This window comes from Streptomyces sp. NBC_01210 (genome assembly GCF_036010325.1).
Classification (GTDB): Bacteria; Actinomycetota; Actinomycetes; order Streptomycetales; family Streptomycetaceae; genus Streptomyces.
On the sequence record NZ_CP108549.1, the window covers coordinates 8908169 to 8928597 of the forward strand.

The window sequence follows — 20429 nt, forward strand, 5'->3', positions numbered from 1 at the left end:
CGACCGAAGAAAGCCGGGCGCCCAAGATTGCAACATCCGGCCCTCACGGGCTTCGGCGACGCCGGACCCGCCGCTGAGATCGGTCTCGTGGCGCAGCAGGACATCGAGCAGCTGCTCGGCGGGCGGGCGGACGAGCTCGGCGTCGACGTGCGCCGGGGAGTGGAGCTGACCGGCTTCGACGCGGACGACGGGGCCGTCACCGTGTGGACGAGCGGCGGGGCGATACGCGCCGGCTGGCTCGTGGGCTGCGACGGCGGCCGCAGCACTGTCCGCAAGCTCGCGGGGTTCGAATTTCCCGGTACGGACCCGGAGATCACCTGTCACCAGGCGGTCGTGGAGATGACCGGCGCAGAGGACCTGAAGGTCGGCTGGACCGCCACGGACGCCGGTGTGTACGCCCACGGGCCGATGCCGGGCCGCGTCGTCACCGTGGAGTTCGACGGCCCGTCGGCCGACCGGGACGCGCCGGTCACCACCGAGGACCTCCAGGCGCGGCTGCGCCGCGCATCCGGCGTGGACGTCACGATCACCGGGGTGCGGACCGCGACCCGCTTCACCGACCACGCCCGCCAGGTCACGGAGTACCGCAAGGGCCGGGTGCTGCTGGCGGGCGACGCGGCACACGTGCACTCCGCGTTCGGGAGCCAGGGGCTGAGCCTGGGTATCGGGGACGCGATGAACCTCGGCTGGAAGCTCGCCGCGGTGATCGGCGGCCGGGCGCCGGAAGGGCTGCTGGACACGTACACCTCCGAGCGGCACCCGGTCGGCGCGTGGGTCCTGGACTGGACCCGGTCCCAGGTCGCGGCCATGCGCCCGGACCCGCAGTCCCGGGCCCTGCGCGAGATCGTCAGCGACCTGGCGGGGACGGTCGTGGGCACCACGTACCTCACCGCGCGGCTCAACGGTGCCGGGGTGCGGTACGACCTGCCGGGCGAGCACCCGCTGACCGGCCGCAGCGCCCCGGACCTCGAACTCACCGACGGCGGCCGCCTCGCGGACCACCTCCACGGCGGCCGGGCGCTCCTGCTCGACCTCACCGACGACCCGGGGCTCCGGGCCCTCGCCGCGGGGTACGCCGGCCGCGTCGACACCCTGACAGCCGGCTGCCCGTCCCGCCCGGAACTGGCGGCGGTCCTCGTCCGTCCGGACGGCTTCACGGCCTGGGCGGCCGACGCGGGGGCGAGGCGCCGACGTCGACGGCCGGGCTGGCAGAGGCGTTGGGGAGTGGTTCGGAGTGCCGGAGGGCGCGGTGACGCCGGGCTGATCCGCCGCTCCCGGTGGGCCGGGGACGTGAACTGTGCCCCCTGCCCGCTGTGTTCGTGGTCCTCCACGATGGCCCGGGCCCGGGAATCCGGCCGCCGGGCATTGTGGGAGCCGCGTCGGGCAGCACCGGCAAGGCCCCCGCACCGGCCGTGGTGCGAGTGCGGACCGGCGCCGCCGGCGACCAGGCCCGCTTGCGGGCGGACTCGTGGCCGTCGAGGGGGCGGTCGCGGACGTACTCATGTTTGATCGTCCCCAGGCGAATAGCGCAAGGTCGGAATACTGCCTTTCCAACAATCGGCCTGGGACGCGTCCAGGCGCGCCCAGGCTGCGTGTCAGCCTGCGCCGCCCGGGGTGACCAGGCCTGTCTCGTACGCCACCACCACGGCCTGCGCCCTGCTACCCAGGTCCAGCTTGGTCATGGTGCGGTTGAGGTGCGTCTTGACGGTCGCCTCGCTGATGAACAGCTCTCCGGCGATCTCCAGATTGGACAGGCCGCGCCCGGTCAGCCTCAGCACCTCTACCTCCCGGGACGTCAACGCTCCCAGATCGGGCGGCGGTTCGTCCGTCGCTGCCGTGGGACCGCACTGCCGTGCGAACGCCTCGACGAGTCGGCGCGTGACGCTGGGCGCGAAGAGCGCGTCGCCTCCGTCGACCGCCGCCACCGCCGCAAGCAGCCGCTCCGGACCCGAGTCCTTGAGCAGAAAGCCGGAGGCACCGGCGCGCAGCGCCCCGTAGACATACTCGTCCAGGTCGAAGGTGGTCAGGACGAGGACGCGGGGCGCCGGGTCGGCCGCGTCGGCGAGGATCTTCTCGGTGGCCGCGATGCCGCTCATGCCGGGCATCCGAATGTCCATCAGAATCACATCGGGGCAGGTCGCCGCCGCCAGCGCGACGGCCTCCTCGCCGTCGCCCGCCTCGCCGACGACCTCGATGCCGGGTGCCGCGTGCAGCAGCCCCACCAGTCCCGCGCGGATCAGGAACTGGTCGTCGACGACGAGCACCCTGGTCATCCCGAAGTGTCTTCTCCCTCGCGTACGGCCTGCGTGGAGGTGGGCAGGGTCATGCGCACCGCAAAACCCCCCTCGCTCCGCGGGCCGATGTCGACCCGCCCGCCGTAGAGCTTGGCCCGTTCTCGCATGCCGATCAACCCGTGCCCGCCGCCGGACCGAAGCTTGTCCGGAATCACCCCCTCTCCGTCGTTCGTGACGGCCACTTCCAACTGCCGCTGCCCATAGTGCAGTTCCACGTCCGCGCGGGCTCCCGGTGCGTGCTTCAGTACGTTGGTCAGCGCCTCCTGAACCACGCGGTACGCACAGAGTTCGACCCCGGGCGGGAGTGGGCGCGCCGTGCCCTCGACCCGCAGCTCGATCCGTATGCCACCGGCCCGCACGCGTTCGACCATCTCCCCGAGACGCGCGAGACCCGGCATCGGTGTGGCCGGAACGCCGTCCTCTTCGGAGGCTCTCAACACCCAGAGCATGCGACGGAGTTCCTCAAGCGCCTCCGCGCTGGTGCCGGAGATCGTGGCGAGCGCACCACGTGCCGTGTCCCGGTCCGAGTCGAAGACAAAACCGGCCAGTCCCGCCTGCACCGAGATCACCGACATGTGGTGGGCCACCACATCGTGAAGCTCGCGCGCGATCCTGCCGCGTTCCTCGGCCACTTCGCGGCGGGCCCGTTCGGCCTGCTCCGCACGGAGTCTGCGGGCGAGTTCGGACGCGCGACGCGCGGTGGCGCCGAAGCGCCAGAGCACGGCAGGGAAGACGAGAGCCTGGCCGACGACGGACTGCATGGAGTCGGTGTGGCTCACCACGCCCGCGTAGATCCAGATCCCGGCCATCACCGCGGCCCAAGCCACGGAGGTACGCACGGGACGCAGCGACGCGACCGTATAGACGGCGAGCATCGGGCCGAAGGTGTTCACGACGGGCCAGTAGCCGGCGCTGACGTAGCAGAACCACACGAGGTGGACGAAGCAGCAGACCGCGACCGGCGCCTTGCTGCGCACCGCGAGCGGCAGATTGACCAGCGCCACCAGGGCATAGGCGGGCGCGTCCAGCGACGACCACCCCTGACTCGCGGCCTCCTGCCCGAGCAGTACGGCCACGCTGGTGAGCGCCACGGCGATCAGCGCGTCGGCGGCGAGGGGGCGGATCCGCATCGCCGCAGCGTAGCCGTGGGCCCGACGACGGCACGTCAAACTGCCGCGGTACCACGAAAGTTGCAGGAACCGCGCGCCTACTGCCCAGGGCTGGCGAGGAGTTCAACCCGGCGCTGGCCGCTGCCCGGGTGGCGGCGCCCGTAGCTTCTTGGACCAGCACCACGGCGCTCGGCCGACCACCGCAGCGCCACACGGATCACAGGTCGACCTGAGGTACCCAACGGGGGTCCCGGCCAGTGGTTCAGGAAGGAATGCGACAGCATGTATGCACGTAAGAGCCTCGCTCTGGCGACGGCCACGGTGGCCCTGGGCACCGGGCTCGCGATGGCCGCTCCCGCCGCACAGGCAGAGCCGGCGCAGCAGTCGGCTCCCACCGCGCAGGCCGCGGCCACCCGGACCGACGCCTCCGCCGCCAAGGCGGGCTGGCACCTGATCCGGGGACCGAAGAGCCACACGCCCACGAAGTACTGGGCCACGCCCGACTTCGTCCCGCGCAGTGGAACGCTCGGCGTCAACGCTCGCTGCTGGAACGGCGGCGACGGCACCAAGTACAAGATCGACGTCGTGCGCACCCGCGATAAGAAGGTCGTCAAGAAGGGTGGCTGGGGTTACTGCAACGGCGGCTGGATGACAGTGAAGACCGGTGCAGCGTCCGGCACTTCGTACTACATGCGCATCTACCTGAAGGGCAAGGCGCACACCGTCGAGGCCAAGGCGTACTACTACGGCTAGTCGCCGGCGGGCAGCCGCCGGTCAGTAGCCACGAGCCAGTGGCGACGGGGAGCTGTGGCCCGGTCCTCTGACAGGGGCCGGGCCACACGCTGGGGGACGGGCGGACACTCAGCAGTCGACGCGGCTTCACGCCTATCCGCGCCGGCGCAGTGCCCGCCCCGACGTCCTCGCAGCCCAGAGACGTGAGCGTGCCCGTATCCGCAGTGAGAAGGGCATTCGCTGGGGCGGGCGGCGCCTGTCAGCGGCCGCGTGACCGACTGTCCTGGCGAGTCGCGGCGACGGCCACCCAGGTCTCGTACTGAGGCACGACCACGTGGGAGAACCAGTCCCGCACATCGTCATCGCTGTGCGCACGGTGCACGGTCGGCAGCGCAGCGGCGAAGGAAAGCAGCCACACGTCGGCCATGCCGGCCGCGCCAGAGCCATCCGCACGCCGAATGAGAAGCTCAGCAGTGTTCCCGGCGCGCGACTGTCGCCGATCGGTGATCCTGACGCATCCGGATTCGTGATCGCTGCCCATCAACGATCATTATCCGAGCCGATTGCCTCCGCTGAGCCGGCTCGGACTGAGTTTTCGCGCGGAACGATGTCTGGGGGGAGGGACGGACACGTCCCCCGCCCAAGAGAGAGTGGTGCGCGATGAGATTGGTACTGCAGGAGTTCCTGTCGCTGGCCGGCGTCTACCAGGGCCCGGGGTCCCCGGACGAGGACACCAGTGACGGGTTCACCCACGGTCGCTCGATGGGGCCGTCACATTCGCGCGACCCTGGGCGGCGCTGCCGGGCTCGCCGGGGTCCTCCATGCGGTGTGGCGGCAGGGGGTCAGCAGCTGCTCGGCGCCGGACCTTCGGCGGCCGGCCCGACACCAAAGAGGGCGAGGCCGAGGGCGACGCCACCGACCGGCACGAGTAGTCGCTGGTGGGCGCTCCTGGGGACGTGTGCGCAACGGGCATCAATGGGTGCCCGGCCGCGGCCTGACGCGGTGTGATGCACGGCGGTCACTCCGGAGGCAGGTGGGCCGCCGAAGTGACCGCCGTGCCTGGATCGCTGGCGTCAGCGGGCGAGCCGCTCCACGATCCAGTCGGCCAGCGTCTCGGTGACCTGGCTGTGCTCGGTGTTCTCGGTGTCGCACTTGAACTCGTCGAGCATGCTCTTCTCGGCGGGCAGCGACTCGATGTCCTCGTAAGGGTTCACGTTCCATGTGACCGGGTCGAAGTCCAGCGCTACCGCGCTCACCGCCGGGACGAAGCACCCGCTGCGGTATTCCTGCGGGATCTCGGCCTTGAGCGCGTCGGCGATCATGCCGAAGGAGCCGAGGCTGCCGCCGGGCGCGCCGTCGAGGGCGGGTACGTGGGAGGTGTTGCCGCGGCGCACCTGGCCCAGTGCCTTCATTTCGCCGATCGGCTGGTGCTCGCCGGCGTCGGGCTGGAAGCGGGCCGTCGCGGCGGCGACCAGCGGCAGCCGCCAGTCGAACACCGTCTTGCCGGGCGGCAGGTCGCGGCCGGTGCCGGTTCCGGTGCCGTTGGCCACGCCCAGCTTGCGGGGCCGCATCGGGAACTGGCCGTACTGCTCCAGCTCCGCCAGGAACTGCTTGCGCGGTTCGCTGGTGGTGGCGACCGGGCCGGAGTACTTGGCATTTTCGACCCAGGCCCACAGCAGCTGCTGGGCTGCGGGGCTCCTGATCAGGTCGGCCTGCTTGGGCGCGTCGGGGTTGCCGGTGGGGAAGGACTCGAAGAAGTAGGCCATCTGCTGGAGCACCAGCGGGATCCACGCCCCGTTGTGGGGGGTGTCCCAGGAGATGTAGGTCTCCGTCTGGTGGTCCATGCCGTGGTGCTCCATCTCGGCGAGGGCATAGCGGGTGATCATGCCGCCCATGCTCACTCCGCCCACGATCAGCGGGGTGTTGCCCTGCCGCTCCGCGATGGCCTGCTGGATGGCGCTGATCACCACACCGGCGTTCGCCTGGATGTAGGTGTGACGCTGATCGAAGCCCACCAGGACGACGTCGATGCCTGCGGCGAGCAGCTGGTCGAGGAATCCGGGCTTGCCCTTCTTGTAGGGCGCGTTGAAGTGCTCCCACAGGCCCGGAAGATCACTGGGGCCGTAGTTGAAGCCGTCCGCGAAGATGAACGGCCGCTCCAGGCTGTTGTGCCCGTTGGCCAAGTAGACCGCCGCCGTGCCGGTCGCCACCTCGCGCCGGTACGGCCGGCTGGACCGCAGCTCCCAGATCACCGGCTTCTGGTCCTCGGCGCGTGCCGTCCGCGCCGGGCTCGCGAACCATACGCCTGGCTCCAGCGCCCCGGCGAGCGTCGCCGACGCCTCGGCCGGGGGCTTTCCTTCATCCTGCTTCGCCGTCAACTCGACGTCGATCCTGGCTTCCTGCGCCACGACTACCGCCTCTGCTTGGGTGCTTCTCATGGACGTGCCAATGGACGTGCACAGCGGTTTGCACCGCGCCCACATGCGATGGGGCAGGGCAGTGCATTGGAGTTGCCGCCAACCGCGGCACGTACTCAGGGCTCCATCCCCGCATGGTGACTGAATGTAACAGTTCAGTAACTCAACGTGGCGTTCGGTGAGTGTGTCGTCGGGAGTTACCGGGCGGACACCGGTCGGTCTCGCCCGGGACTGCCGACTCCGAACGTCGGCGTCATCGCCACCGCCCACGGAACCGTCGCCGAAATCGGCGTCACGGGCGCGGGTGCTCCGCTGTTCTGGAACCTGTGGACGGCAACCGTGTCGCCGTGTGCTGGCCGTCGCCGGACACCGACGACCCCGCAATCCCGGTACGAGGCGAAGCGGGTCCTGGCAGTCGGCCTGATTCTGGCCCCGCACCGCCGACCGGTTGTGCTCACCGCGCTGAGCACGCCTGTACGCATGGGATCGCGACAGCCCGAGCCTCAGGGCTGGGGTGTGAAGCTGCGGAGCCGGCAGAGCTTCCCCAACCTGCACGGCCTGGCCCCACCTCCATCCCACCACCGGGACCGCGCCTGGCCGCGTAGGGATCAGACACGTGGGAGGAGGCGTCTTCACTACGACGCGGTGCCGGTTGATGTCCCGTCAAACGATCTGGCCCCGGCCAAGACCGGTGACGACCAGATCAGTTGAGATGTGGGGATGCAGGGAATCTCGGTTGGTTTGGTCCCGGGTGAGTGGGTGCCGGATGTTGTCTCAGTTGGTCTGGTCCGGATCCGTTGTTTCGAACTGATACCACGTCCGGGTCGTCAGCCACGACTGGTGGTTCCTGAAGATTCCGGTAGTTGTGCACCTGCGAGGCCTCGCGTTGATCGGGTGTCACCGGGAAGCCCAGCTCCCCGGCGATGGGCATCAACTTCTCGCCGAACCGGGCCATGTCCTCTTCGGACTCCCAGAGGTCGAAGATCTCCAGGCCGCTGCCGGTCGGTACGCAGGCATGGGAGGGGCCCCTGGAGGATGTCGGGCAGATGCTGGAACTTCGTGTTCAGGGCGTCGTACTGGCCCGTGGTGACGCTTGGGAGCACGGCATGGATGAAGATCGCCATGGCGGCCTCTCCTGGTGTGCGGGGCGCGGTGCCCTCCCCGCCGCCGTGGCGTGGCGGCCTCTGCCCACGGTCGGCACACCACGTCCGCCCCGAAACGGCATCCGAACCCGGCCCCGGCTTCCCCCGGAAGGGCGGCGTCAGCGGGCGTCGGCCGGCGCGTGCGCCTGCTGCGCCGCGGGCGCACTCGGCGCACTGGGCGCGTTCGCCGCGCTTGCCTTGCCCGCCTCGACGACCCGGGGGCTGTGCTGTCCGCGCAGGCCGAGCCAGCTGATCACCGCGACCAGTGCGAAGGCGATTGCCCCGATGCCGAAGGTGAGGGTGAACCCGGATTCGGCGGGCAGCGGCGGCACACCAGCCGGCAGGTGCTCGATGGTCTTGGACGCCAGGATCGTGGTGACGATCGCGCTGCCGATCGCGCTGCCGGTGGAGCGGGAGATCGAGTTGATGCCGTTGGCGATGCCGCTCTGGTGGTGTGGAACGCTCGCCATGATGACGGCGGGCATGGCGGCATAGCCGAAGCTGACGGCCGCGCCGACGATGAGGCCGGCGCCGATCACCGAGGCGGTGTGGGTGTGGTCGAGGGTAAGCCAGCCGAAGCCGACGGCTCCGAATGCTGCGGCCATGGCGAGCACGTACCGGGGGCCGCGGTGGCGGACCAGCTGGCCGCCGACGGGCGAAGTGAGCAGTGAGACGATCGCGCCGGGCAGCAGGAACTGGACGGATGCGCGCAGGATGGAGGCGTCGAAGCCGAAGCCGGTGAGCGACTCGGGCATCTGCACGAGGTAGGAGACGCCGAGGAAGTTCGCGAACATGCCGAAGCCGACGAGGATGCCGGCCAGGTTGGCCATGAGGACCGGCCGGTGGACGAACATCCCCATGTCGACGAGCGGCTCCCGCACCTTGCGCTCGACCAGTACCCAGACGGCGGTCATGACCGCCGCGCCGGCGAAGCTGCCCAGCGTACGGCCCGAGGTCCAGCCCCACTCGTGGCCCTGGGAGATCGGCAGCAGGAGCAGCAGCAGGGCGATGCCGAGGGTCAACGCGCCGAGGAAGTCGGTGCGGCCGCCGGTCTTGTGCCGGGTCGCGGGAACCAGGAAGACGACGGCGAGCAGGGCGAGGACCGCGAAGCCGGTCGCCATCCAGAAGGCGTTGCGGTAGTCGGCGTCGTCGCCGGAGGTGAGCAGGCCGGTGGCGACGAGTGCGAGCCCGCTGCCGAACGCGAGCGTGCCGCTGACCAGTGCCATGGCGCCGGGCAGCTTCTGCGGCCGGACCTCTTCACGCAGGACGGAAAGGGCCAGCGGGAAGATCGCGGTGGCGGCACCCTGGAGCACCCGGCCCAGGATCAGCAGCGGCAGCGAGCTCGCGACCGCGGCGATGACGGAGCCCGCGACCATGACGCCGAGGACGGCCACCAGGGTGGGCTTCTTGCCGTGCTGGTCGCCGAAGCGGCCGAGCAGCGGGGTGAAGACGGCGGCGGACAGCAGGGTGGCGGTGGTCACCCAGCTGACGCCGGCGGTCGAGGTGCCGAGGTCGTTGCGGATCAGGCCCAGGATTGGGACCGGCAGGGTCTGCATCATCGACACGACCATGGCGGCAAGGCTCAGGGCGAAGACGATGACCGTCTCGTTCCTGTACCGGGCGTCGGCGACGGGTGTGGGCGCGGCGGTGCTCATGGGAGTCGGGACCTTCTCAATGCTTCAGATCGCAGATGTTTGATGACATCAAGTACTTGCGCAGACGGTAAACCTAAATGATTAAGGTAGTCAAGTAAATAATTGATAATGTGAAGCATCTTGAGTACGCTCCAACCATGAGCGCCACCGCCCCACAAGCCCCCACCAAGCTCCAGCTGCTGGAACTGCTGGCCGCCATCGGCACCGCCCAGTGGCGCGATTTCGCGGCGGCCGCCGCCCACCACGGCCTTACCTCCACCCAGGCCAAGGTCCTCGCCCAGCTCGACGGCCCGCTGCCGATGCGCGGCCTCGCCGCCCTGCTGGTGTGCGACGCGTCGAACGTCACCGGGATCGTGGACCGCCTGGAGGCCCGCGAGCTGGTCCGCCGTGAAGCCGACCCCGCAGACCGCCGCGTGAAGAACGTCGTCGCGACCGACGCGGGCCGCGAGATCATCCGCTGCGTGCGCGAGGAGATGCAGGAGACACACGGCGCCCTCGACGCCCTGGACGAAGCCGAGAGCGCCACGCTCTACGCCCTGCTGGAACGCTTGCGACCGACGACGGAGAAGGAGAGAGCGACGACGGCGGGATCGAAGACCAGGGCTATCGCGGCGTCCAGCTCCACCCACGACTCGTAACTCCCTCGGAAACGACAGCGACCGCGCACCCTGACGTGTACCGGGCACCACTTGGGCCGGGCCGCCTACCGGCCTCAGTCCTGGCGCCAGACATCCACGCCTACGGTGCCGAAATGGACACACAGACGCGACCACCGATATTGCGTCCACCAGGTGGCGTGGGCACGGGCTTCAGTACCGGAATGGACGAGTCCCCGTCAGGGACCACGCGCGTGCGAACCGGCCGGAGCGCACTGTCAGGAGGTCGACGCCGCCGACAGAGGTACCGTCAGCCCTGGTTTCGGCCGTCCAGAGAAACGCTACGTACCTTCGCGCGGGGTCGACGACGGGCTGCCGGTGGATCCTGATGGCGGGCGGGTCGTTGGTCTTGGCCTGTCGCTCGATCAGGTCGGCCAACTCGGAGGGGCCGTGCGCATCGCCACCCGGTCCGGCGCCCGAGAACAGGTCGAAGTCGTCCGTCACCACGTCCGTGGCCAGCTCGGCCCGGCCGTTGCGAAGCTGAACCCAGTGGTGGCACAGGTCCTCGATCGTGGCAGGGTCGGTCCGAGGGGCCGCATCGGGTTCTGGATCGGATTGCTCACAACGCCGCTCCGCCACGAACGTCCAGTTCTCCCGTATGCGGTCGTCCGTGAGAATGTTGACGTCGATGCCGGTCAGTACCTGACCGTCGGCCTTCCTCACATCCCACAGGTAGGCGAATCGGTCACTGGCGTCGACGAGGACTCGCGGGCTGAAGACGTTCACGTGGCGCGCGCGGTACCCGGTGACGAACTGTTCCTGCTCGTGCGGGCCGACCACCGTGTCCAGGCTGGCTCCGTGATCCGACCACTGCACGCAATCGTCGGACATCAGGCCGTACGCCAGGGAGGGGTCCTCGTTCCACATGCGGCACCACGTGATCATGCGCTTCTCGTTGTCCATGGTGAACAGCATTGCGGCCCCTCGCGACACCGTCCTGTCGGTGTTTCAGATCACAGAGCGAAAGGTTCGGCATCCAAGCGCTTCAACTCGGCCCTCCACTGCGGTTCCCGGGACGCCACTCGTTCGTCCGACAGTTCCAACGAGGTGATCCGGTCGAGCTGGAAGCCTCGGACCGCTGACCGCAGCCGGCACCACGCCGCCAGATACCAGCCACTGGGTCCCCACAGGAGGCCCAACGGCTCGACGTCGCGCGTTGTTGCCGCGCCAGCCCGGTCGGTATAGGTGAGGTGCAGGACATGTCCGGAGACCACTGCCTCGACGATGATCTCGCTCAACTTGCCGCTCTGGCCGGGCGCGTGGTCCCCGACCCGGTACACCAGCCGCGCGAGCGCTTCCTCCCGCTGTCGCACGTCGGCGGGCAGCACTGCCAGCACCTTCTGACCGGCGCGGTGTGCGGCTGCCGCGAACGGCGTGGACGCCGCTGTGCGAAGCGCGACGCTGACGGCGAGGGCCTCAGTGGCGCTGAGTGTCACGGGCGGCAGCGTACGGTCCCGGTCCAGGCTGTATCCACCAGCCCGACCGGAGTCACTGCGGATCGGCAGGCCCGACTGCCTCAACGCTTCGAGATCCCGCTCTACGGTGCGCACGCTGACCTCGAACCGCCGTGCCAGCCACGGAGCACTGCGCGGCCGGGGCGCTACCGCTCGAAGCTCCTCGACCAGCGCATACAGGCGATCGGTGCGGTTCACTGCCCCAGCCTAACCGCCGCCATCGAGTCGAGCCGATCCCCGAGTCAGTGCAGTCAACTGACCTTCTCTGCACCAGCGGCCGCCTTGCTCTACTCGGTGGCCGCCGTCGCAGAGGGTTGAACCTCCAAGACGACGGCCGTTCCGGCGACGGATCGGTCCTCGTGCATCGTGATCACTTGTCCGGGCTCAAGGTGCTGCCACTGGGAGGGGTCGAGAGGAGCGAGCCGCACCGAGGATTGCCCACCGGGCTCCAGGAAGGGCATGAACTCCACCCAGAGTCGGGCGATGTTGAGGGCGGGTTCGCCGGTCGAGGTGCGATTTCCGATGTTCCACATCGGTCGCAGAACGCCGGTACCGTCGAAGGGGGCTCGCCGTCGAGCTTCGGAGGCTGGCCGCAGGGTGAGGTCGGCTCGGATGATGCCGTCGCGGGTCTCGTAGCAGCGCCAGTGGCACCAGGCCGCGCTCCTCTCCAGTCGCATCTGCTCGGCTGCGGTGGCCAGGGTCTCCCAGAAGCTGACTGGGAGCGAATGGACGTCGCCGAGTTCCTCCAGCAGCCCGAGGGCCACCTCCCACTCGTCTTCCCGGAGGTACTCCCAGACGTCCCGCACCGTGATGTCGTTCTCTGTGGCGATCTCCTCGGGGACAAGCAGGGTCGCGGCTTCGAGCAGCTTGGGGACGTCCATGCCCTGATTCTGGACCAAGGGCTCCTGACATCCTCAGCTTTCGCTGTCCTTGACGCCTCCTCGCAGGCCCCACTCATCCAAGCCGGAGTAGATCAACGCAGTGCGGCCCCGCGGAAAGGAGAGAGCCTCGGCCTCCCCTGAATAGATCGTCACAAGCGAGTCGGCTCCTCGCCACCAGGTGTCGGCCAGGCCCTTCACTTCGCGCACTGGCTCGTACCCGTCCAGCACGATGCCATCGACATCGTCGCCGGTGACCTTGAGGATCTGCTTTGCGCACACGGACACGTGGTGGGTCAGTGCGAGCGACTCCACCCAGCCTGCGACGGTGGCGTGGAGGGGCACCCACCGACCTGCGTGAATGCCGAACTCACCGGACGGCCCGATCATGAACGAGTACGGGACGGCGGTCCGCTGCATCCCGGCTTCGAACCACCAGCCATCGGAGATTGAGCCCTCGGGCGAGTCCGCTTCGAGGTACCTGGGTCCGCCGTCATACTGCGGCGAGGGTGGCAGTACCAGGCCACCCCACTGCTCTTCATAGGCCGCCATCCGGTCGATGACCGCCGCCGGGATGTCTCGCTCAAGCCACCACTGCCTGTGCTCCTCGATGGGCCGGATGTCGACCTTGACGCCGTGCGCGCGGACGAACGACCGGGCTCGTTGAGTCAGGCCATCAGGCACATCGTTGAAGAGGTTGAGATTCACCAGGCTGACGCTACCCAGTACCCGAGGGATCGCCGACCGCGGGCCGCTCTGCGCCCCCTGCGGCACGCGATCCAGCCGAGCTGAATCTCGGCTGGCCCGCCTGCCCTATTCCGCACGTCTAAATATCCGAACCCACCGACACTCCTGGAGCGCATCGGCTCCAAGGGCTTCGCGGAGCTGAAGGCGGCGGGGATGAACGGCATGTACTTGACCGATCAGGCCCTGCATAGACAGTGCTCCTTGTCTCCGTCCTCCTGATCACCCTTCTGTGAGCTGGGAGACCTGATGAGGGATCGTGGGCAGCCCGAGCGGGACCGGACCGCTTCGCTCGAAGCGTCGGGCTTGGTCTCGCTTGCTGCACAGGAAGGTGAGGGTGAGGTCGAGGCCGTCGATCTCGCCTCCCCAGTCCTCTGCGACGGCGCGTTCACGGCGGGCGAGGAGGTCCTCCTCCAGCTCGTCAAGGCGGGGCAGCATCTTCGGGTTGACGCTGAGCATTGGGCAACGGATGCAGGCGTGTTCGTGCTGGCAGGGGGTCCCGTAAGGACGTCCGCATCCCGGAGCGCTTGGCGCAGGCTTTCGCCGAGGCTGATCAGCGGCGGGACCTGGTCCGGCTGCCGGCGGACGAGTTGGTTGCTGGCCCAGGCCGAGTGGGTCGGGCGCCGCAGGGCCTGGATCTGTCCTGCCAGCGTGCGGTTGCCTGCCTTTCTGGCCGCGGCCGCGTGGTCGTTTCTGGCTGCGGTGAAGTCGGCCGGGTGCAGCCCGTACAGCTCGCCGGCGATGCTCTCCAGATCCACAGCTCACCCAGCGCCCCTCACTCGGATAGAGACGAGTTTGCATTCTTTGCCCGGGTAATTGCCTTACATGAGACTTGCTCCTCCGGTGGAGCCGATGCTGGCCCGAGCGGTGCCGCGTCTGCCGGGGCCCGCCGCCCTGCCGGGCGGCACGGTGCTGGAGCCGACGATATGGCCAGGGTTTAGGTCTGTCCGGTTTCCACCGCTGTGCGCGCGTTGGTGATACCTCCCCGGGATCGTCGTCCGCGCATGCTCAGCGAGCTGACGGACCCAGGAAGACAGCGAGGCAGTGAGCCGACAGACACTGGCTGTTGGCCACGCAGAGTTTGTTCCGCAGCATGCGCGTGGCTCGACCAGGCGCTGCAAAGTGCTAGAGCGGGCCGCCGATGTCGGCGGCCCGCTCTAGCACCTAGCCCTCAAGGGCTCACTACGACTGCAGCAACGTCAGGATGTAGTGCAGAAGCTCCCTCACCACCCCAGACACCACCCAGCCACTCACGGCGGTCCTGCATCGGCACTGAGCCACCTGGTGGTCCCGTTCGGTCGCGTCCTTCCTCATCGCACTCTCCAATAGTTCGAGTAGCGGCACCTGTTGGCCTCGAAGCCAGGGCATCGGTTCAGCGGAGGGTTCAGCGACTGTCGTACTTACCTGGTCCGACGTCTGTGCAGGTCAGCGAACAGACCATTAGTGTTCAGCGAAGGTTCAGACTGAACGGGGGGCCATGGAGGGTAGATCCGCAGCCGAGCGCCTCGTCTGGGCGATGACAAACCTCAGACAGCAGGCCGGCAACCCGTCGCTCGGAGAGATGGAGACCTGGGGCACACACCAGGACCCAGCCGTCAAAATGGGCAAAAGTAAGCTCAGCTCGTGGTTCAACGGTGTCTCTGTGCCTGACGAGGGTCGCCCGTTCACGATGCTCATCGAACTGCTTGAGGCAAGAGCGCAGCGCAAGTCAGGCGAGCAATCACGTGGCATTCATTGGTGGCGGGAGCTGCGAAACGCAGCGGACCGGGGAAAATCTACTGCCGCCGAGGAGAGCGCAGAGGCTCCTTCGATCGCCCTCTCCCGACAGAACGTTGGGCGAGAGCATTTGTCGGAGGGTGCCGAACAGGCCGAACGCCATGCCGAGCCGTCAGCGCTGCGCGACCTGCCAAGTCCTCTTCATGCATGGACAGCACAGAGGCTTGGTGTTCACCCGGCTTTTTCTGGCCATCCCAGTGACGAAGGCTCCGTTTTCGTCTTGCCGACGTATGTTCATCGCACGCATGACAGTCGATTGCACAGGCTGCTAGCCACGGCGGTGGACTCGGCGAGGCCACTTCTGATCTTGATAACGGGTGAGTCGTGCACCGGCAAAACCCGGACAGCTTACGAGGCCATCCACGCAACGATCCCTCGCGAATTCGACCTGTTATGCCCAGTGGACGCTCACAGTCTGCTCTCGGCGCTCTCTGCTGGCCTCGTTTCCTCGCGCACGGTGCTGTGGCTTGACGAGGCGTGGGACTACTTGGCTGGCGACGTCGGTGAAACGGCAGCAGCTGCCCTGCTGCGCCGTCTCGATGGCGATGGTCCTCTCGTTGTAATCGCCACCTTGTGGCCTGAACAGGAGGAGGAGCTCACCGCATCGGCCCGCCAGCAAGGAAGGGATACCCACCGGCTAGCTCGAAAGTTGCTGAGCCAAGCACACCACGTCTATGTTCCCCGCTCATTTACTGACGGACTCGAGGATGCTTGTGATGCGGCCGCACAGGACCAGGCTCTGACTGCCGCACTAGATACAGGCACTTGCGAACTGACCCAAGTCCTGGCCGCAGGACCTGAGCTCGTCAAACACTACGAACACGCAGTCGGCGAGCACGGCCCCTATGGAAAAGCGGTAATCAGCGCGGCCTTGGACGCCGATCGCCTGAATGTTACTCAACCGCTACCCCTCGGTTTCCTCGAAGCCGCCGCCTCTGGGTATCTCACCGATGCTGAACGCGCTGCCGCCGGTCCAGATTGGTTCGCCGCCGCCCTCGTTTACGCTCGAATCCGAATCAAGCAAACAATTGAATGCCTGCAGTACGCGCCATCTCCCACGGGTATGGGGCCCTTACCAGGGATGGTTTTGGTTAATGATTACCTCCGACAGCACGGACGAAGGGTCCGCCGCACCTTCTTTCCTGCCGCACCATTCTGGGATGCCACCGAACACCTCACCACTCCAGCCGATCTGCATGCCCTTGGTGAATCCGCATACTGCCGCGGGCGGTTACGACGTGCCGCTCAACTGTTCTGCGCCGCCGCCGACGCTGGACACACTGAGGGCCTCCTAAGCCTGGCGGAATTGCGCCGGGACATCAGTTTCGGGAGAGACGAAGAAGTTCAAGTGCTGTGTCAAGCGGCAGCAGAGGCAGGCAGCGCCGAGGCATTGGTGAGGCTCGCGACCATGCAAGAAGGCGCTGAGAATTCGACGGAAGCGGAACGACTGTATCAGGAGGCTGCTGTTGCTGGCCACGGCAAGGCCCTGGAAGCACTCGCTCGGATACGAGGGAATGCCGGGGACTGGGAGACGGCTGAACGTCTTGCCCGCCAGGCTGCAGCAGCTGGTGAAGTGCATGCCTTGGTAAGTCTTGCGAAGGCACGCAAAGATGCTGGAGATCAAGAGGAAAGCGGACGACTATACCTCGCAGCCATCAAGTCCGGGGCTGGCTATGCTGTACCGGAATTGGCGAGCCTGCGCGGCAGCTGGAACCAACTGGAGCCTTTGTGGCAGGAAGCAGCCGCCGCAGGCGACAGCCTTTCTTTGTCTCAACTGGCGCAACTGAAAGAGCGGCAGGGGGAATTTGATGAAGCCGAGCGGCTGTACCGCACCGCAGCCGCTACGGGTTACGGTTTCGCCCTGGCAAATTTGGCGCGCATTCGAGAACAGGCTGGGGATTCTCGGGTAGCAGAACAACTCGCTTGCCAGGCGGCCGAGGTAAGCGGCTCTGCCGACGTGCTGTGGAGTTTGATGCTGAAGCGAAGGAAGTCTGGCGACAGTGAGAAAGCTGAGGAGCTACTTCGCATTGCCGTTGCATCTGGTGACAGCAAACCTCTGAGGTTGCTGGCTGAGCAGTGCCTAGGCGCGGGTGATCGGAAAAGGGCCGAAAGGTTCGCGTGTCAGGCCCTTGACGGTGGGAACCCCTTCCACGATCCCATACCAGAACTTGCTCTGCTGGCACGGGTACACGGGGAGGATGGGCTGAGTTATCGCCGCCACGGAGTTGAAGATGACGGAACGATGGCCATGCCTTGGCAGTGGCCAAAGCCGCGAACCACTCCGTAAAGGACTCACAACACAAGCTTTTGAATCGTGCATGCCGACGCATGGCGCTGAACCATTTCTCGGATAGCTCAGCAGTACATAATCGAAGTACGACGGGTTCAGGCTGCTGGTGTTCGCCGGTGCCGATGGCGAAGTGCCGCACACGCGTACTCCCGGACGGGGACCACACAGTCACATAGGAGATGGCCATCGATCGGCGGCCCACTCGGGCCAACCCGGCCAATCATGAGGAGGACTGCCAATCTCATCCCCATCGAGTTCCGCGGCGTCCGGCTCCTCGAACAGCGTCCTCCAGCGCAAGAGGTCCGCCTCACTCATCGGGAAGGTCTGATCCGGAGTGATCGACTGACGACGGGCGATCCTGGCGCGCTGGGTCTCAAGGTCCACCGGCACATACGCAAGGCGGCAGGACGCCCCCACCGACTCCGCCAACCAGCGGATCGCTGACCTCTCGTCACGAGACCAGCATCCGAAATCCAGGACCACGTTCGTTCCAAGCCTCAATGCCTCCAGAGCAAGCGAGAGCAGCCGTCCTTCCAGGACATCGCGCTTCCCGTCCGCCTCCGGCTCACCGAACAGCGGAATCATCCACTCATCAGGCGTCAGCCGCAGCGCGTTGTGCTCCTTGGCCAGCTGACGAGCCCTTGTGGTCTTCCCGGCCCCCGGCAGGCCGACTGTCAGAAACAACGTGGTCACACCCGAATCGTTCATGGAAACCACGTGGAGGACAACTGCTTTCCTGGCCAAGATCGCCGGGACCGACCCGTGGCGCCCGGCAGCGGGTGACGGTGCGGCATTCCCGCTCTCCGGCCCGGCCGGTTCTCCTGGCGCGATCTCCGCATTGAAATGTGCCCGGGGAAGACTGCCGGGCTGACGGCCGCGGACGAGATCGCTCTGGAAGAGTTCGGCCTCGGTGCCTCGATCGACGACTGCGGCCACGTCCAGGGCAGCGCCGACCTCGACGGCGAACACTGTTCCTACCTACGCCTCTTCCGATCACCACCGCGGGCCGACAAGCCGTCGCCACCTGAGCCACCCGGACCGCCCAGCTCTGCAATTCGCTCCACGGCATCCCGGCTCCAGCCTGGTGACCAATGCGATCCTGGACGGTGCTGCCCGGAGCGTGTCCGACCTCGAAGCCGGCCCGCCGGGCAGCACCAGCTGTCTGCTCAGGCTGAATCTGCCGGGGGAGTCAGGGGAGCCATTGGCCGCCGGCGAGGTTGCGGCACCCGGCCGTTCTCTCGCTCGCCGGGGTCTGGCCGCGGCCCGGGCTGCGTTCTCCAGTGCCGTGGGGCGGGTCAGCTGGCCCAGGCGCGCAGCTGGGCGGCTACCTCGCGCAGAGTGAGGGTGCTGTTTCGAAGGCCTGTAACCAGTTTGCTCATGCCTCCGGCCGGCGGTTTGACACCCGCCCGATCTGGTCATCGAGCACCCAGCCGCCCAACTCCCAGGCCACTTCCAGGTCGAGGACAAGCACCGAAAAGAGCTGCTGCGCTGCTTCAACGACACGGCGTTGCCTCTGGAGGTCCGTGTCGCGGCTGCTCTCGTCCGCCTCTACGCCCTCCCCCTGACCCGCATCGTCGAACTCACCGACCACCACATTCGCCACGACCAGGGCATACCTACCTGACGGTCAACCACCACCCCTTCGTGCTCCCGCCGAAGCTCGCCCGCCTCATCGACGATCAGCTCCAGCACGGCCCCCGGCACAGCAACACGGCCGGGCGCAGATACCTCTTGCCCGGTCACAGCCCTGGACGCCCGCGCAACCCCCTCGGCCTCGCCGACACCCTGAGACACCACGGTCTGCCCGCCCGCGCAGCACGGAACACCGCCATGATGGACGCCCTGGTAGACCTGCCGCCCATGGTCATCGCCGACCTGCTCGGCATCCATCCCAAGCCAGCCGAACGCTGGGCCACCCTCGCTAGCGGGAACTGGTCCGAATACTTGGCAGTGCGACGGGCCGCACCGCAGGGCTAGGCAGCCCTAGGGAACCTGGGAGCTTCCAGCGAAAAAACAACGCTAGGAAGTTGATCTAGGTGTTGGCGGGCTGCCGCTCGCGACAGGCAGCGCTCCGGAGCGCATCTCAACGACGACCCCGAACAATACGTGTGTGTTGACCTGGTCGGATCTGAAGCTTCCCTGCACCCTCACGCGATTCGGCAACGGTTCCTGGTCGAGACGGCGTGCTTGATCGCCGTTCCATAGGGTCGGACGCTGAGTCAGCACAACCTAACCCCGAGCGATACCGGCAGATGCGCGACGAACACAGCGCGCGTGAGCACCGCTTGGGGCAGTTCAGTGCCAAGCAGGTCCCGGTCAGGCTGCCGGGGCGGTCAGGACGGCCTTGGCCGCCAGCCGGAGATTCCTGATCATCGGATTCGGGTCGCCCTTGCGGCTGACCAGGACGACCTGGCTCGGGGGAGCGCCCTCGACCGGGACGGTGACGAGGTTGGGACGCAGTGAGCTACGCCGATCGCCGACCGGTAGCACGGCGATCGCCCTGCCGCTCGCGACGAGTTCGAGCTTGTCCTCGTAGCTCTCGATCGGCGGCACGCTGGCCCCGAGGATCCGGTAGGAAGTCCAGTCCGCGGTCTCGAACGCGCACGGCGCCGCCTCCTCGCCGGCCAGTTCTTCCGCGGTCACCGACGCGCGGTCGGCCAAGGGATGGCCGCGCGGGACCACGAGCATCCGGGGCTCCTCGTACAGCGGCGTGGTGAACACGTCGTCGGCGGCGAGCGGCAGCGGGGCCGGCGCGATCAGGGCGTCGACGCGCTTGTCGGACAACGCCCCGACGTCGCGGCAGCTCAGGTACCGGGTGGCGATCTCGGCGTCCGGGTAACGGCGGCGCAGTTCCCGTACGGCGGCAGTGATCACCAGGTCTTCAACGTAGCCGATGGCGATTCGTTCGGTCTCGGCTTGTTCACGCACGGCCAGCTCGGCCTGGCGGGCGGCCTGCAGCAGGGCTTGGGCACGGGGGAGGAACCTCTGGCCGGCCGGAGTGAGCCGGGTGCCCTGGGGTACGCGGTCCAGCAGTCGTGCGCCGAGATACTTCTCGAGCCGTTGGATCTGGCGGCTCAGCGCCGGCTGGGCCACGTGCAAGTCGGCGGCGGCCCGGCCGAAGTGCTGGTGCGCCGCCACCACGGTGAAGTAGCGCACCAGCCGCAGTTCCAGGTCCTGTCCGAGATCGTTCACCCTTCCAGCGTAGGCGTCATGCCGTTTCGGAATGATTAGGTTGCCGAACCGGTCTTGGACGGCCATGCCGTCCTGGGCCTTGACTGAAGG

At 67.6% G+C, this 20429-nt stretch carries 18 protein-coding genes and 1 pseudogene; 6 read left to right on the forward strand and 13 right to left on the reverse strand.

Annotation, left to right across the window (positions count from 1 at the left end):
• Window positions 1-87: 87 nt before the first annotated feature.
• On the forward strand, window positions 88-1509 hold the full coding sequence (locus OG735_RS40230) for an FAD-dependent monooxygenase (protein WP_327328069.1): 1422 nt from the start codon (window positions 88-90) through the stop codon (window positions 1507-1509).
• Between the two features lie 86 nt (window positions 1510-1595).
• Here OG735_RS40230 and OG735_RS40235 read toward each other — a convergent pair whose 3' ends face one another.
• Both OG735_RS40235 and OG735_RS40240 read right to left on the reverse strand, forming a co-directional pair.
• A complete protein-coding gene (locus OG735_RS40235; protein WP_327328070.1) occupies window positions 1596-2273 on the reverse strand; it encodes a response regulator transcription factor in 678 nt (225 codons plus the stop codon).
• Complete coding sequence (locus OG735_RS40240) at window positions 2270-3424, reverse strand: sensor histidine kinase (protein ID WP_327328071.1); 1155 nt, start codon at window positions 3422-3424, stop codon at window positions 2270-2272. Before OG735_RS40240 ends, OG735_RS40235 begins: the two co-directional genes overlap by 4 nt.
• A gap of 261 nt (window positions 3425-3685) precedes the next feature.
• On the opposite strand from OG735_RS40240, the gene OG735_RS40245 reads away from it, so the two are divergent.
• A complete protein-coding gene (locus OG735_RS40245) occupies window positions 3686-4156 on the forward strand; it encodes a hypothetical protein (RefSeq protein ID WP_327328072.1) in 471 nt (156 codons plus the stop codon).
• A gap of 106 nt (window positions 4157-4262) precedes the next feature.
• Window positions 4263-4409, forward strand: a pseudogene (locus OG735_RS40250) (IS630 family transposase); the annotation flags it as partial.
• Here the strand turns inward: OG735_RS40250 and OG735_RS40255 are convergent.
• From OG735_RS40255 to OG735_RS40270, 3 genes are all read right to left on the reverse strand, one after another.
• A complete protein-coding gene (locus tag OG735_RS40255) occupies window positions 4395-4562 on the reverse strand; it encodes a hypothetical protein (protein ID WP_442812573.1) in 168 nt (55 codons plus the stop codon). The pseudogene OG735_RS40250 and the gene OG735_RS40255 overlap by 15 nt on opposite strands.
• 646 nt (window positions 4563-5208) lie before the next feature.
• Complete coding sequence (locus OG735_RS40265; protein ID WP_327328073.1) at window positions 5209-6573, reverse strand: esterase/lipase family protein; 1365 nt, start codon at window positions 6571-6573, stop codon at window positions 5209-5211.
• Between the two features lie 1240 nt (window positions 6574-7813).
• On the reverse strand, window positions 7814-9349 hold the full coding sequence (locus OG735_RS40270) for an MFS transporter (protein ID WP_327328074.1): 1536 nt from the start codon (window positions 9347-9349) through the stop codon (window positions 7814-7816).
• A gap of 137 nt (window positions 9350-9486) precedes the next feature.
• Here OG735_RS40270 and OG735_RS40275 point away from each other — a divergent pair, with 137 nt between their 5' ends.
• Entirely contained in the window at window positions 9487-9987 is a 501-nt protein-coding gene (locus tag OG735_RS40275) for a MarR family winged helix-turn-helix transcriptional regulator (protein WP_327328075.1), read from the forward strand.
• 171 nt (window positions 9988-10158) lie between these two features.
• Here OG735_RS40275 and OG735_RS40280 read toward each other — a convergent pair whose 3' ends face one another.
• The 5 genes from OG735_RS40280 to OG735_RS40300 form a co-directional block, all read right to left on the reverse strand.
• Complete coding sequence (locus tag OG735_RS40280) at window positions 10159-10920, reverse strand: nuclear transport factor 2 family protein (protein ID WP_327328076.1); 762 nt, start codon at window positions 10918-10920, stop codon at window positions 10159-10161.
• Between the two features lie 38 nt (window positions 10921-10958).
• Window positions 10959-11657, reverse strand: a complete 699-nt coding sequence (locus OG735_RS40285; protein ID WP_327328077.1) for a helix-turn-helix transcriptional regulator — start codon at window positions 11655-11657, stop codon at window positions 10959-10961.
• A gap of 89 nt (window positions 11658-11746) precedes the next feature.
• Entirely contained in the window at window positions 11747-12340 is a 594-nt protein-coding gene (locus OG735_RS40290; RefSeq protein ID WP_327328078.1) for a hypothetical protein, read from the reverse strand.
• A 33-nt stretch (window positions 12341-12373) separates the two neighbouring features.
• A complete protein-coding gene (locus tag OG735_RS40295; RefSeq protein ID WP_327328079.1) occupies window positions 12374-13045 on the reverse strand; it encodes a hypothetical protein in 672 nt (223 codons plus the stop codon).
• Window positions 13046-13303: 258 nt separating this feature from the next.
• Window positions 13304-13540 carry a recombinase gene (locus tag OG735_RS40300; RefSeq protein WP_327328080.1) on the reverse strand — a complete coding sequence of 79 codons (237 nt, stop codon included), beginning with the start codon at window positions 13538-13540 and terminating at the stop codon, window positions 13304-13306.
• 1057 nt (window positions 13541-14597) lie between these two features.
• On the opposite strand from OG735_RS40300, the gene OG735_RS40305 reads away from it, so the two are divergent.
• Window positions 14598-17144 (forward strand): tetratricopeptide repeat protein, encoded by a 2547-nt coding sequence (locus OG735_RS40305; RefSeq protein ID WP_327328081.1) that lies wholly within the window; start codon window positions 14598-14600, stop codon window positions 17142-17144.
• A gap of 171 nt (window positions 17145-17315) precedes the next feature.
• On the opposite strand, the gene OG735_RS40310 is transcribed toward OG735_RS40305, so the two are convergent.
• Window positions 17316-17840 (reverse strand): AAA family ATPase, encoded by a 525-nt coding sequence (locus tag OG735_RS40310; protein WP_327328628.1) that lies wholly within the window; start codon window positions 17838-17840, stop codon window positions 17316-17318.
• A gap of 682 nt (window positions 17841-18522) precedes the next feature.
• Window positions 18523-18750 (reverse strand): hypothetical protein, encoded by a 228-nt coding sequence (locus tag OG735_RS40315; protein WP_327328082.1) that lies wholly within the window; start codon window positions 18748-18750, stop codon window positions 18523-18525.
• A 41-nt stretch (window positions 18751-18791) separates the two neighbouring features.
• Between OG735_RS40315 and OG735_RS40320 the strand changes: the two genes are divergently transcribed.
• Window positions 18792-19124, forward strand: coding sequence for a hypothetical protein (locus tag OG735_RS40320; protein ID WP_327328083.1), 333 nt, complete (start codon window positions 18792-18794; stop codon window positions 19122-19124).
• 339 nt (window positions 19125-19463) lie between these two features.
• Here OG735_RS40320 and OG735_RS40325 read toward each other — a convergent pair whose 3' ends face one another.
• Window positions 19464-20339 (reverse strand): LysR family transcriptional regulator, encoded by an 876-nt coding sequence (locus OG735_RS40325; protein ID WP_327328084.1) that lies wholly within the window; start codon window positions 20337-20339, stop codon window positions 19464-19466.
• Between the last annotated feature and the right edge of the window lie 90 nt (window positions 20340-20429).

Coding starts and splice junctions, on each gene's coding strand:
- OG735_RS40235 (WP_327328070.1), bottom strand. CDS start 2,273: ATGACCAGGGTGCTCGTCGTCGACGACCAGTTCCTGATCCGCGCGGGA.
- OG735_RS40240 (WP_327328071.1), bottom strand. CDS start 3,424: ATGCGGATCCGCCCCCTCGCCGCCGACGCGCTGATCGCCGTGGCGCTC.
- OG735_RS40245 (WP_327328072.1), top strand. CDS start 3,686: ATGTATGCACGTAAGAGCCTCGCTCTGGCGACGGCCACGGTGGCCCTG.
- OG735_RS40255 (WP_442812573.1), bottom strand. CDS start 4,562: ATGGCCGACGTGTGGCTGCTTTCCTTCGCCGCTGCGCTGCCGACCGTG.
- OG735_RS40265 (WP_327328073.1), bottom strand. CDS start 6,573: ATGAGAAGCACCCAAGCAGAGGCGGTAGTCGTGGCGCAGGAAGCCAGG.
- OG735_RS40270 (WP_327328074.1), bottom strand. CDS start 9,349: ATGAGCACCGCCGCGCCCACACCCGTCGCCGACGCCCGGTACAGGAAC.
- OG735_RS40275 (WP_327328075.1), top strand. CDS start 9,487: ATGAGCGCCACCGCCCCACAAGCCCCCACCAAGCTCCAGCTGCTGGAA.
- OG735_RS40280 (WP_327328076.1), bottom strand. CDS start 10,920: ATGCTGTTCACCATGGACAACGAGAAGCGCATGATCACGTGGTGCCGC.
- OG735_RS40290 (WP_327328078.1), bottom strand. CDS start 12,340: ATGGACGTCCCCAAGCTGCTCGAAGCCGCGACCCTGCTTGTCCCCGAG.
- OG735_RS40300 (WP_327328080.1), bottom strand. CDS start 13,540: ATGCTCAGCGTCAACCCGAAGATGCTGCCCCGCCTTGACGAGCTGGAG.
- OG735_RS40305 (WP_327328081.1), top strand. CDS start 14,598: ATGACAAACCTCAGACAGCAGGCCGGCAACCCGTCGCTCGGAGAGATG.